This window comes from Thiorhodococcus drewsii AZ1 (assembly GCF_000224065.1).
Lineage (GTDB): Bacteria > Pseudomonadota > Gammaproteobacteria > Chromatiales > Chromatiaceae > Imhoffiella > Imhoffiella drewsii.
Genome location: NZ_AFWT01000021.1, coordinates 35,736 through 48,201, shown reverse-complemented (window position 1 = coordinate 48,201; position 12,466 = coordinate 35,736). Strand labels below are relative to the sequence as shown.

Genomic DNA, 12,466 nt, shown 5'->3' with positions numbered 1-12,466 from the left:
GCACAATCTCATGAGCGCTTTCGGTGCCGCCGAACCCGGCGTCGGGTTCGGGCGTGACGTTAGTGGTCGCCTGGGCTGCGGACCGGCACCTTCAGGGTGACCAATTCCTCGGCGCTGCAAGGGTGGATGGCGACGGTGTTGTCCAAATCCGCCTTGGTGGCGCCCATCTTGAGCGCGACGGCGAAGCCTTGCAGCATCTCGTCGACGCCGTCGCCGATCAGATGGATACCGACCACCTTTTCCTCGGGACCGGCGCAGACCAGTTTCATGGCCGTCTTGGGTCCGTGCGCGTTGAGCGCGTAGCGCATGGGCGTGAAGCTGGTCTCGTAGATCGTGAGCGTGTCGCCGTAACGCTCTCGCGCCTCGGGCTCGGTGAGTCCGACCTTGCCGAGCGGCGGATGGGCGAAAACGACGGTCGGGATGTTCTCGTAGTCGAGCTTGAGATCCGGCTTGTCCTTGAACAGACGCTCGGCCAGACGGCGTCCGGCAGCGACGGCGACCGGGGTCAGCGGGTCGCGTCCGGTGATATCGCCGAGGGCATAGATGCCCGGCACGTTGGTGTTCTGGAAGGCGTCCGTCGGGATGATGCCGTTCGGTTGCACCTCGACGCCGGCGGCCTCCAGGTTGAGGTCGCGGGTGTTGGCGGCGCGTCCGACCGCCCAGATGACCTGGTCGAAGCCGCTCAGGCGCTGGCCGTCGCTTGCCACCAAGGCGAGGAGGCCGTCGGCGTCCTTCTCCAGCTTGGAGACCTCGAATTCCAGATGCGTCTGAATGCCCTCTGCGTGCATGTTCTCGGTGAGAGTCTCGCTGATCAGCGGGTCGAAGAGCCAGAGCACCCGGTCTTCAAGCGCGACCATGGTGATCTCGGTGCCGAAGGCGCGCAGCACGCCGGCCAGTTCGACGCCGATGTAGCCGCCGCCGATGATGGCGACGCGCCGAGGACGTTCCTCCAGTGCGAAGAATCCGTCCGAGCTGATGCCGAACTCGGCGCCGGGCAGGCGCGGCACGATGGGGCGCCCGCCGGTGGCGATCACGATATGCTCGGCCGTATACCGCTCCTCGCCGACCTCAATGGTATGCGCGTCGACGAAGCGTCCATACCCCTGGATCAGGCTGATGCCGAGCTGTTGGGCATAGCCGTCCCAGTAGTCGTTGATGTTGGCGATGTAGCGGTTGCGTCCCTCAATCAGCTTGCCCCAGTCGAGTCCGTCCGAATGGGCGTTCACGCCGAAATCCGGTGCGTCGGCGACGGCGGCGACCAGGTTGGCGGCGTACCACATAACCTTTTTGGGTACGCAGCCGGCGTTGACGCAGGTTCCGCCCAGCTTACTGGCCTCGATGATGGCGACACGCAATCCGAATTGAGCGGCCTTTTCCGCGACCGCTAGGCCGCCGCTGCCGCCTCCGACCGCGATCAGATCGAAATGCTGACTCATGTTGGATACCTCTGAGGATGAAAGCTGCAACTATTCTCGCACGGATGAGGCAGCCTTTCGGTGCGGCTGTAGCTTCATGTCAGTGGCGAGGATGCGGGAAACAGGACCTCCCGGCAGTGAGAATGCCGGGAGGCGCTGGGTCGTCGGAAGGGATCCGAATTCCGCCTTGGCTCCATTCCCGATTGGGCCTGTTTGGCCTTCTGGACGGGGCACGGCGAGATTCGAGGAGCCCCGCCGCTCGATGACGGGGCTCGGGGCGGTCGTCTTAGGCCGCGCGGCTCTTGAGCCAAGCGATGGTCTCGTCGGATCCGCCGATCAGTTTGCCGTCGACGAAGACCTGCGGCACGCTCGCGGCATTGGAGACGGCACGCAGGCCCTGTTCCGTGTAGTCATTGTTGAGGACCAGTTCCTCGAATGGGATGCCTGCGTTGCTCAGTGCCTCCTTGGCCCGCGCGCAGAAGGGGCATCCTTCGCGGCTGAACACAGCGACGTCCAACGGCTTGGGCTCCTCGGGTGCGAGGTAGGCGAGCATGGTGCCGGCGTCGGAGACCTCGTAGGGGTCGCCTTCGACCTCGGGCTCGATGAACATCTTTTCGATCACACCGTCTCGCACCAGCATGGAGTAACGCCAGGAACGCTTGCCGAAGCCCAGGTCGTCCTTGTCGACCAGCAGGCCCATGCCTTCGGTGAACTCGCCGTTGCCGTCCGGGAGGAAGGTCAGGTTGTCGGCGTGCTCGGCCTCCTTCCAGGCGTTCATGACGAAGGTGTCGTTGACCGAGACGCAGACCACGTCATCGACGCCATGCGCCTTCATTTGGGGCGTCAGCTGGTTGTAGCGCGGCACGTGCGAAGACGAGCAGGTGGGCGTGAAGGCGCCTGGCAACGAGAAGACGACGACGGTTTTGCCGGCGAAGATGTCGTCGGTCGTGACGTCCACCCATTCGTGTCCGCTGCGGGTGCGGAAGGTGACGTTGGGAATGCGGCTGCCTGTGCGATCTTCAAACATCTGTTGGTTCTCCTTGTAGCGTTTTTAGGGCTGTTGGTTCGGGTCTTGATCCGAATCCGATCCAGGTTGAAAGTTTCGGTGTTGGCGGACTGTTCGCTGCCGACGGGTGCCATGATAGGAGGATTCGACTAATCCGTGAAATGGATTGTGGAAATCATAGCGATTGGTTTGGCCTATGAGTTTTTCGGGGATCGCTTCGACGTTCACGTAGATAGGGCTGCAAGACAGCGATGTTAAGCAAACCCTTATTGATGGAGATCAACGAAGCGGTCATTCAACCATCCTAGTCTTAGTCTCGCGGAGGGTGAATCGGTTCGACGCGTTCGGTCCGATCTTGCTGATAGACACTCTACATTCGCGAGGAATTACGATGATGACCATGAAGCGATTCTTGATGGCCGCCACCGTCGCGGGCGTCTCTGCATTGGGTTCCGTGTCCGCCAACGCCTTCTGGGGTTGGGGTCCATTTGATTGGTTCAACCCCTGGGGTGGCGGTCCTTGGTACGGCGGCGGCCCTTACGGCTACGGCGCTCCCTACTATGGAGGCTACGGCGCTCCCTATGGTTATGCTCCCTACGGTTATGGTTGGGGCGCCCCTTATGGCTGGGGCGCGCCGGTCTACGGGTATCCGGGATACGCCTATCCGGGATACCCGTATCCCGCAGTGAGCGCGCCGCAAAGCACGACGACCAAATAGATCTTTGCTCGTACACGTTTCAATCATAAAACGCCACCGCCCGCGATTCGCGGGCGGTGGCGTTTTACGAGCGTGCCAAGGCATTGATTTCGCAGTCGAGCCTGCAAGTTGCTATTATCCCCGCCTTCCGATCCGATGCCTCTGTGTTGCCTAGGGGCGTGGGTTGTTCGCCGTCTGACGATGGGAGACACGCAATGCGCTTGTTGGTGGGTGACATCGGTGGTACCAAGACGGCACTGGGAATCGCGGAAACGGATTGTGAGGTCGTGTCGGTCACTGAACCCCGACGTTATCCGAGCGCTGCCTTTGATTCCCTCGAACAGATCATCTATCGCTACTGCATTGAGACCGGGGTGCATTGCCGCTTTGCGGCCTTCGCGGTCGCCGGTCCCGTGCAGGATCGTCGCTGCGAGACGACCAATCTGCCCTGGTCGCTCGATGCCGATGCGCTGGAGGGGGCGTTTGGATTCGCCGGTGTCGAATTCCTCAACGATCTGGAGGCCGTTGCCTGGGGCGTTTCAGCGCTTCGCAGCACAGACTTTGCTGAACTTCATCCTGGCGAGGGAAATGGCGAGGGAAACGCCTGCGTGGTGGCTGCAGGGACCGGGTTAGGGCAGGCAGGACTCTTTTGGGACGGCTTTCGCCATCATGCCTTCGCGACCGAGGGAGGGCATACGGATTTTGCTCCGGCGGACGATCTCGAGTTCGCCATGCTGCGCTATCTCAAGATGCGTTTCGGTCGAGTGAGCTGGGAACGCGTGGTCTCTGGGCCGGGAATCGTCAACATCTACGAATTCCTGCTTCGCTACCATGACTGCGAGTCTCCCGTCTGGCTGCGCCGTTCGATCGACGAAGGCGCTGATACGGCTGCCGTCGTCGCTCAGGCTGCAGCCATCGAGCGTTGTCCAATTTGTGTCGAGACGATGCATCTCTTTCTGCGGCTCTACGGGCGCGAGGCGGGCAATGCGGCGCTCAAGCACATGTCGCTGGGCGGCGTCTATCTCGGTGGCGGTATCCCCTTGAAAAACCTCGCTCTCTTGCGTCAGGGCGGATTCCTCGAAGGCTTTTTCGACAAGGGCCGCATGGGCTGCTTGATGCGACGCATGCCGGTGCGGGTTATCCTCCAACCTTTGACGCCCTTGTTTGGTGCCGCCCGTTTCATGGCTTCGCAATGAGTTCGGTGTCAGAGCGCGATTGCGCTCGATGCCGTACCGGGCTCTGAAGCCCGTGGGCGACACAATCAAAGAGGAGACATCGACAATGGCCGAACTCAAGATCACGGGCATGCACTGTCAAAATTGTCCCCGCTCCGCGACCCAGGCGATTCAGTCGGTTGCCGGCGTTGAGACTGTCGAGGTCGATTTGGAAACGGGATCGGCGCGCGTCGCCGGCTCGCCGGAGCCGGCCGCGCTCATTGCCGCCATCCAATGAGGTTGGTTTCTCCGCTGAGCAGGTCTGAGTCGCGCGACGCGGATCGCCGGGGGTAAGGATGGATCGGAGTCTCACCGATGAACGGATTCCCAAGAGGGCATTCTGTACGCGCGCCGGACGTTACTGGCTGCGTGCGGGGACGGCCCTGTTGCTCCTGCTCGCTCAGCAGACAGCCTTTGCGCTCAAGTTGGATGTCAAGGTCGAGGGTCTCTCGGGGGCGCGAGAGTCGAACGTCCTGGCGTTGCTCGACATCTATCGCGAGCGCGGGGATGCGGATCTGACACCGGCTCGGGTCCGGGCGCTGCATCGCATGGCGCCCGAGCAGATCGCCGACGCCTTGGCACCCTTCGGGCTCTATCGGGTCCAGGTCGATGATACGTTGAAAGTGCCCTCGGACGCGGGAGGCACCTGGCGCGCGACCTACCGCGTGAATCCGGGCGATCCGATCAAGATCGGCTCGGTCGACTATCAGGTGGAGGGCGAGGGGGCTGAGAACCCAGTTTTCCCCAAGGTGTTTCCGATGAAGGTCGGGGACGTCCTGCTGCATTCGGACTACGAGAAGGCGAAGTCGGATCTGCGTTACAACGCGACATCGGCCGGTTTTCTCGACTTTCAGATGGTCCGCCATCAGGTGCTTATCGACCCGGTGGCCTACAGCGCCCATATCCACGTCCATCTCCAGACCGGACCCCAATACCGTATCGGTCACGTCAGCTTCCGACAGGATCTGCTCGACGAGAGTTTTCTTCAGAAATACGTGACCTTCAAATCGGGCGACGTCTACGACCCGGACGATCTGATTGGTCTGCAGAGCCGTCTGCTGGGCAGCGAGTATTACAGCGATGTCGAGATCGTCCCGCACACGGGTGAGGCCGGTCCGGATCACGAGGTGCCGATCGAGGTCGTGGCCAAGCGCAACAAGGCCAACAAGTACCGTGTCGGTTTCGGATTCGCGACCGATATCGGTCCGCGATTGAGCCTGGATTACCGCCGCCGCTATATCGGGCGTCATGGACACAAACTTCGCACCGAGCTCAGTCTGGCCCCCGCGCTGTCGACGATGGAGCTCGACTATCGCATCCCGATCCAAGATCCGACCCGCGACTACATCATCATCAAGCCCAGCTCCAGCCGCTATGACACCGATACCCGCAAAGGCTGGAGTCACAGCGTTCAGGCCGCCCATTCGACCCTGACCGAGCGCGGTTGGCGACGCAACATCGGTCTCGACTACAGCTATGAGGATTTCGACCTCGATAGCGCCTCGCTCGGCGCCACCAATGAGCTGGTGCCCAGCGTTTCCTGGTCCAAGACGGTTTCGGACGACCCGATCAACACCAATCGCGGCTACCGGATCAAATACGCCCTGCTCGGGGCGGTCGAGGGCGTGGTCTCGGAGTCCTCCTATCTCAGCGGCCTGATCCAGTTCAAATGGATCAGGCGCTTCACCCCCAACTATCGCTTCATCACCCGAACCAATCTGGGCGCGACCTGGGCCGATCATCTGGACAATCTGCCTGCGAGCCGTCGCTTCTATGCCGGTGGAGACAGCTCCATCCGTGGCTGGGGATTCGAGGCGCTCGGCCCAAACGATCCCAAGACCAATGAGACCGTCGGAGGACGCTATCTCGCCGTCGGCAGTCTCGAATTGGAACGGCGGATCAAGGGGCCATGGAGCGCGGCCGTCTTCACCGATTTCGGCAATGCCTTCGATCCGGATTACGAACAGGAATTCGCCCAGAGCGCCGGCGTCGGGGTGCGCTGGGCCTCGCCGATCGGCCAGGTCCGGCTCGACGTCGCCTTCGCTCTGACCAAGGACGACGATAACGGCGGACTGCCGCCGGCCCGTCTGCACCTCGTCATCGGGCCGGATCTATGAACCTGCGGGATTGAAGATGACGGATTTGGACAAGGTATCGGACAGCCCCGAGACGCCGCCGGATGGCGCGCTGGATCAGGCGCCTGCGCCTCCAGTTATTCGGCGGCGCCGTTTGCCGCGCGTCCTGCTCGGTGTCTTCCTCGCGCTCCTGTTGCTCATCCTGATTCCGGTTTCCGTCGTGCTGGGAACCCAGACCGGGCTGCGTTTCGCCGTGCAGACGGCGGAAGCGCTGCTTCCCGGAGTCTTCAGCGTGGGACAGTTGGATGGTCGGCTGCTCGGCCCTCTGAGCCTGCGCGATTTCAAGCTGACCCTGCCCGCGTTGGATGTGTCGCTTGATGCTCTGGACCTCGACTGGTCGCCCTCGGCGCTCTTCAATGGCTTGGTTGCGGTCGAGCGGCTCTCGGTGCGCGGGCTGGACCTAGCCCTCGGTCCGAGCTCGGACACGGAGGATACCCCCTTCACATTGCCCGAGATCGCGCTGCCGCTGGGCATCGCGCTCGACGATGTTTCGCTGGAGCGACTCAGGCTCTTCAATAAGGGCGTCGCCGAGCCCTTCATGGTGCTGGACCAGGCCGCGCTTGTCGCGAATCTGGACGGCAGCACGCTGGAGGTCGTGAAGCTGGAGGCGAGGATGAGCGAGCCCGAGGCCAACGTACGGCTTCATGGACAGGCCGATCTGGTGCGTCAGTATCCGCTCGATGTCGATCTCGACTGGGCGTTGCGGCTTCCGCCCAAGGCCAGTCTCAGCGGTGTCGCCCATCTCGAAGGCGATCTGAAGCAACTGGATATTCGGCATCGGTTGACCGGTTCGGCCGAGGCGGATCTGGAGGCCAAGGTCCGGGATCTGCTGTCCGCCCCGAGCTGGGACGCCCAGATCCAGCTTGCCCGGGTCGATCTGCCGGCCTTCGCCGAGGACCTCCCGGCGGTCGAGACCAAGGCCGATCTGGAAACGCGCGGCGATCTGAACCAGGCTTCCGTCACCGGCTCGCTGGACGCCAGGGCACCGGATTTGCCCGATTTCGGACATCTGGCCGCGACGCTCGATCTGCTGTGGAAGGACAAGCGGCTGGATATCCGCCGGCTCGATTTGACCGAGGAGGTCTCCAAGGCGGTTCTGGACGCCAAGGGTCATCTCGATCTCGCGACCGATCCGGGCGCCTTTGCACTGGAGACGACCTGGACGCATCTGCGCTGGCCATTGAGCGGGGATCTGCTCGCCCAGTCGGCGCAGGGCGCGCTGAAGGCATCGGGCGATTTCGACGCCTACGACTACAGCCTCTCGACCCAGGTCGAGGGTCCGAGCATTCCGGCCTCGACACTGGCCCTGCGGGGAAGCGGAACCCTCGACGGGACCCGCATCGCTGCACTGGGGCTGGAGACCCTGCGCGGGCGGATCGAGGGCGATGGCGATCTGAGCTGGTCGCCCGAATTGGCCTGGAACCTGACGCTCAACGGCAAGGGGCTGGACCCCGGCGCCTTTGTCGAGGGGTTGGACGATCGGATCGCGCTCGCCCTGTCGAGCAAGGGCGGTCTCGATGGATTCGATTACGATCTGACCGCGACCAGTGTCGGCCCCGGATTGCCGCCGGCCAAGCTAGCGCTTGCGGGGACCGGGGATCTCACCAAAACAGCGGTCGAGACGCTGCGTCTGGACGTGCTCGGGGGGCGGATCGACGGCGCGGCCAAGGCGACCTTCGATCCCAAGGTGACCTGGGGCGCGGCCATCCGGCTCGCCGGGATCGATCCTGGACGCTATGCGCCGGACTGGCCAGGCGACATTGAAGGTCGACTGACGACGAAGGGGTCGCTTGAGGATGCGGGGCCGGATCTGGTCGCGGTCATCGAGGAACTCAAGGGACGGCTACGCGGCTATCCGATCGCTGCCTCGGGTCGGGTCAGCATGGCGGACGGCTCGACGCGTATCCAGGATCTCAACGCCGAGTCGGGAACCAGCAAGGTCAAGCTCCAGGGAACCATCGATACCGCACTGGATCTGGCCTTCGATCTCGACTCGCCCGACCTCTCCAATCTGCTGCCCGACGCCAAGGGAAGCCTGACGGCCAAGGGGACGGTCACGGGGCCGCTGGAGACACCGCGCATCCTCTTGGACCTGAAGGGCAAGGACGCGGCCTTCGGTACGCAGGGACTGGCCAGTCTGACCGGAAAGGCCGATCTGGATCTGGCCAAGCCGGGACGCTTCGAGGTGGCCCTGGACGGCAAGGATCTGTTCGCGGGCGGTCTGCGTTGGGATGCACTGAAACTGCGTGGATCGGGCTCCATGCCGGACCACCAGGTCTCCGCCACGCTCGATGGCACTTCGCTGTCGCTCAAGCTGGAGGCGTCGGGCGGGCTGGACGAGAACGGTGCCTATCGCGGACGTCTGTCCAGGCTGGATCTGACGCCCGAGGATCTGGGGCGCTGGCGTCTGGAGCGGGCGGCACCCTTTGGGATCGATCAGGACAAGATTCAGGCCGGTCCACTCTGTTTGCGCCATGATCGCGGCTCGGGCGGCTGCGCGAGTTTCGATCAGTCCGCTCCCGGCAAGTGGCTCGCGGACCTGAATCTGAACAGGCTGGATTTCGATTTGCTGGATGGTTTTCTGCCCGATGGTCTGGATCCGAGCGGCGGGGCACGTCTGAGCGGGCGTTTTCAGGCCGATGGCGTCATTTTGACCGGCAAGGCCAGCTTCGAGATTCCCAAGGGAGGGCTGGCGGTCGCCCTGGATCAGGGGCGGCGCGAGACACTGGATTTCTCGGGGACGCGCCTGACGCTGAACGCCGGCGTCAAGGGGCTCTCGACCCGTCTGGTTTTGCCGCTCGGCGATCTGGGTGGCGCGGATGGCGATCTGGATCTGCCGGGCTGGCGCTTCCAGGATCCAGCCGCTCCGGGCCAGCGCTTGCAGGGTCGTCTGAAGGCGGACGTGCGTAGTCTCGATCGCATCGCCAAACTGCTTCCCGACATCTCGGGTCTGGCCGGCTCGATCTCGGCCAACCTCGCCCTGGGTGGTACGGTCGCGCGACCGGGCGTGAAGGGGCGGGCGGATGTGCGTCAGGTCGCCTTCGAGGTGCCGCTGATCGGGCTGGTGGTCAAGGACCTGAATCTGGAGGCCGTGGCCCCGTCCATGGAGCGCATGGATCTGCGCGGTGGCGGCTTGGTCGGTGGCGGACGGCTTGATCTGAACGGCGAGACCCGCTTTGGCGCCAAGGGGCCGCAAGCCACACTCAAGATCAGCGGCAAAAAGCTCAAGGTGGCGAACACCAATGAGTATTACGCCCTGGTGTCCCCCGAGTTCGAGTTGAAGGCCGGGCCGGATGGGGCGACCGTCCGAGGCCAGGTCCGGGTGCCCGAGGCGCGGATCCGGCCGCGCTCGGTTCCGGCCGGAACCCTGTCGCCCTCTCCCGACGTGGTCATGGAAGAGCGCACGCAGAAGCCACCCTATCCGGTGGATCTCGATGTCGGGCTCGTGCTGGGCAAGGACGTCACCATCGACGCTTTCGGGGTGCGTGGCCGGCTTGCCGGCAATCTCAGGGTCTTGCAGTCCCCCGGGGCGGAGATGCTGGGTGACGGTCAGCTCCAGATCACCGAGGGCGAATACCGCTTTTCGGGCGGCTTCGGTCTGGCGGCGGAGCTGGGTGCGCCGCTGACCATCACGCAGGGCCGCTTGATCTATGCCAAGAGTGCGATCGACAATCCCGGCCTGCTGCTTCAGGCCGAGCGCCAGGGCGGCGATACGACTGCCGGGGTGCGCGTTCTGGGGACGCTGAGGAATCCCAAATTGGCCTTCTTCTCGGAGAGCGATCCGGACATGACTTCGGCCGAGATCACCAAGTATCTGATGACCGGCATTCCGCCCTCGAACAACGACCGCGCCAGCAATGCCGGATTGGCCGTCGGGACCTATGTCGCGCCCAAAATTTATATGGAATACGAGAGCGCACTCGGCGACGAGGCGAGCAAGGTCAAGCTGCGCTACGACCTGTCGCGTCATATCGAGCTTCAAACCGAGACCGGTGACAGTCAGGGTGCCGATATCTACTTCAAATTCGAGAACTGAATCCATTCCTAACATTCAACCTGTCCTGCTGCATCCCCGGCACTGGCCCAGCTGGGTCGGGGTCGCTTTCGTCTTTGCAATCGGGCGGCTGCCCTTTCCCGTTCTCTGGGCGCTGGGGAGCCTATTCGGGCGGCTCGGCTATCTGCTCGCCCGATCGCGCCGCCGAGTGGCGCGACGCAACCTGGAGCTCTGTCTGCCCGAACTCGATCCCGAGCGGCGCGAGCGCATCCTGCGCGCCCACTTCGGCTGGCTCGGCGTGGCCGCCTTCATTCAGGGGGCGGTTTGGGGCGCCTCGCGTCGACGTCTGTCGCGGTTGGTGCGGATCCGCAATCGCGCCTTCATCGACGCCTGCATTGCCGAGGGACGCCCGGTGATCGTCCTGGTGCCACACTTCGTCGGGCTGGAACTGGGCGGGGCCGCCTTCACGGCGCTGGTCCATTCTGGAGTCTACATGTACCAGAAGATCCGCAATCCGGTGGTGGATCATCAGGTCAAGCGCGCGCGTCAGCAGTACGGGAGTGTCTCTGTCGAGCGCCAGGACGATCTGCGCAGTCTGATCCGCGAGATGAAGAAGGGAACGCCCTTCTTCTACCTGCCCGATCAGGATGGTGGGCGTCGTGGCGTTTTCGTTCCATTCTGCGGCGTTCCGGCATCCACCGTTCCGATGCTGGGTCGCTTTGCCGGCATGACGGGGGCGGCGGTCATCCCCACGTTCACCCGCTTCTTGCCGTGGGGCAGGGGGCTCGAACTCATCTTCGATCCGCCGCTTGAGGACTTTCCGCAGGGCGATCCGCTGGCGGATACCGCCCGTATGAACGCGGCCATCGAGGCGCGCATCCAGACCATGCCCGAGCAATATTTCTGGGTCCATCGTCGCTTCAAGACCCGTCCTGCGGGCGAGCCTCCCGTCTATCCACCGAAACGCAAGAGGCGCAGATGAGCAGCGAGTCGGATTCCTCCGTTCCAGCGTCCAGTCCGCTGCGTTTGGGGCGACTGCGTGACTGGGCGCTCGGCGCGGCCTTGCTGGCCGCGCTGGTGGCGGCCGTCCATTACAGCGTCGGCTGGGCCGATCTGCTCGCCCCCTGGCGTGCCTTTCCGCCGGTTCTGCTCCTGTGGCTGTTCATGCTCACCTCGGCGAGCTATGTGCTGCGGGCGGTGCGGGTGCATGACTATTTCCGACCGCGCTTCAGCGGCGCCTTCGCGGTGGTGCTGAGGCTGTCCGTGCTTCACAACACGGCCAACAATCTCATGCCCATGCGCACCGGTGAGATGGTCTTCCCCTGGCTGATGCGCCGCTATTTCGGCGAGGGCTTTCTGGACTCGGCTGCGGCGCTCATGTGGATCCGGCTGCTGGACCTGCACTTCCTCGCCCTGCTGGCGCTACTCATCCTGAACCTGAGCCATCCCTCCTGGATCTGGTGGGTCGCCGCCGGGCTCTGGGTGGCCGGGCTCGCAGTCATTCCGCGTCTGCACGGGTTGGCTGCGCTCGGTTTTCTGTCTGGCGCGGGCAAGGTGCGCGAGGTGGCGCGCCGGGTGCTGCTCGCCGTGCCGCGTCGGCCCTGGCTGATCGTGCGGATCTATTGTTGGACCGCCCTGATCTGGACGCTCAAGTTCGCCGCCTTCACCAGCGTGCTGCACTTCTTCCTGCCGGTCGATCTCTGGCGCTTGCTCACGGGCGTCATGGGGGCGGAGCTCTCCAGCGTGTTGCCCTTCCACGGTATTGCCGGCAGCGGTAGCTATGAGGTGGCGGCGGTCGCGGCCCTGGTGCCGCTCGGTATCGATCCCAAGCTCGCCCTGGCCGGTGCCGTGAATCTCCATCTTTTCCTGCTCGGCAACACCCTGGTGCTCGGGGCGCTGGCCTTTCTGCTGCCTCGATCGGTCAAGGTGCGCGGGGGCGGAATGCCTCGGAATCGCGTCCCTGACGCCCTGTGAACGGGCGTTTCGAGAGGCGATTCAAGGCATT

General features: G+C 63.7%; 9 protein-coding genes. 7 read left to right on the top strand and 2 right to left on the bottom strand.

Translation table 11 applies throughout. The features are described 5' to 3' along the window. Positions 1 to 59 precede the first annotated feature (59 nt). Complete coding sequence (gene gorA / locus THIDRDRAFT_RS14800; RefSeq protein ID WP_007041676.1) at positions 60 to 1,436, bottom strand: glutathione-disulfide reductase; 1,377 nt, start codon at positions 1,434 to 1,436, stop codon at positions 60 to 62. Between the two features lie 265 nt (positions 1,437 to 1,701). Continuing rightward, positions 1,702 to 2,442 (bottom strand): glutathione peroxidase, encoded by a 741-nt coding sequence (locus THIDRDRAFT_RS14795; RefSeq protein WP_007041675.1) that lies wholly within the window; start codon positions 2,440 to 2,442, stop codon positions 1,702 to 1,704. A gap of 379 nt (positions 2,443 to 2,821) precedes the next feature. Here THIDRDRAFT_RS14795 and THIDRDRAFT_RS14790 point away from each other — a divergent pair, with 379 nt between their 5' ends. The 7 genes from THIDRDRAFT_RS14790 (at position 2,822) to THIDRDRAFT_RS14760 (ending at position 12,435) form a co-directional block, all read left to right on the top strand. Further along, positions 2,822 to 3,139: a sulfur globule protein CV3 gene (locus THIDRDRAFT_RS14790; protein ID WP_281054768.1), complete on the top strand. Its 318-nt coding sequence runs from the start codon at positions 2,822 to 2,824 to the stop codon at positions 3,137 to 3,139. Positions 3,140 to 3,333: 194 nt separating this feature from the next. Beyond that, the gene (gene glk, locus THIDRDRAFT_RS14785; protein ID WP_007041673.1) at positions 3,334 to 4,314 is read left to right on the top strand and encodes a glucokinase; all 981 of its coding nucleotides are present in this window, start codon (positions 3,334 to 3,336) and stop codon (positions 4,312 to 4,314) included. 85 nt (positions 4,315 to 4,399) lie between these two features. Further along, a complete protein-coding gene (locus tag THIDRDRAFT_RS14780) occupies positions 4,400 to 4,570 on the top strand; it encodes a heavy-metal-associated domain-containing protein (RefSeq protein WP_007041672.1) in 171 nt (56 codons plus the stop codon). Between the two features lie 58 nt (positions 4,571 to 4,628). Next, a complete protein-coding gene (locus tag THIDRDRAFT_RS14775; protein ID WP_007041671.1) occupies positions 4,629 to 6,449 on the top strand; it encodes an autotransporter assembly complex protein TamA in 1,821 nt (606 codons plus the stop codon). 16 nt (positions 6,450 to 6,465) lie between these two features. Next, a complete protein-coding gene (locus THIDRDRAFT_RS26805; protein WP_007041670.1) occupies positions 6,466 to 10,503 on the top strand; it encodes a translocation/assembly module TamB domain-containing protein in 4,038 nt (1,345 codons plus the stop codon). Further along, on the top strand, positions 10,472 to 11,443 hold the full coding sequence (locus THIDRDRAFT_RS14765; protein WP_007041669.1) for a lysophospholipid acyltransferase family protein: 972 nt from the start codon (positions 10,472 to 10,474) through the stop codon (positions 11,441 to 11,443). The genes THIDRDRAFT_RS26805 and THIDRDRAFT_RS14765 overlap by 32 nt, the downstream gene beginning before the upstream one ends. After that, entirely contained in the window at positions 11,440 to 12,435 is a 996-nt protein-coding gene (locus THIDRDRAFT_RS14760; RefSeq protein WP_007041668.1) for a lysylphosphatidylglycerol synthase transmembrane domain-containing protein, read from the top strand. Before THIDRDRAFT_RS14765 ends, THIDRDRAFT_RS14760 begins: the two co-directional genes overlap by 4 nt. The last annotated feature ends 31 nt before the right edge of the window (positions 12,436 to 12,466 follow it).

What these genes read in the sequence shown, in the direction of transcription:
- THIDRDRAFT_RS14780 (WP_007041672.1), top strand. Translation starts at nt 4,400, where the DNA reads ATGGCCGAACTCAAGATCACGGGCATGCACTGTCAAAATTGTCCCCGC.
- THIDRDRAFT_RS26805 (WP_007041670.1), top strand. Translation starts at nt 6,466, where the DNA reads ATGACGGATTTGGACAAGGTATCGGACAGCCCCGAGACGCCGCCGGAT.
- gorA (WP_007041676.1), bottom strand. Translation starts at nt 1,436, where the DNA reads ATGAGTCAGCATTTCGATCTGATCGCGGTCGGAGGCGGCAGCGGCGGC.
- THIDRDRAFT_RS14795 (WP_007041675.1), bottom strand. Translation starts at nt 2,442, where the DNA reads ATGTTTGAAGATCGCACAGGCAGCCGCATTCCCAACGTCACCTTCCGC.
- glk (WP_007041673.1), top strand. Translation starts at nt 3,334, where the DNA reads ATGCGCTTGTTGGTGGGTGACATCGGTGGTACCAAGACGGCACTGGGA.
- THIDRDRAFT_RS14775 (WP_007041671.1), top strand. Translation starts at nt 4,629, where the DNA reads ATGGATCGGAGTCTCACCGATGAACGGATTCCCAAGAGGGCATTCTGT.
- THIDRDRAFT_RS14760 (WP_007041668.1), top strand. Translation starts at nt 11,440, where the DNA reads ATGAGCAGCGAGTCGGATTCCTCCGTTCCAGCGTCCAGTCCGCTGCGT.
- THIDRDRAFT_RS14790 (WP_281054768.1), top strand. Translation starts at nt 2,822, where the DNA reads ATGAAGCGATTCTTGATGGCCGCCACCGTCGCGGGCGTCTCTGCATTG.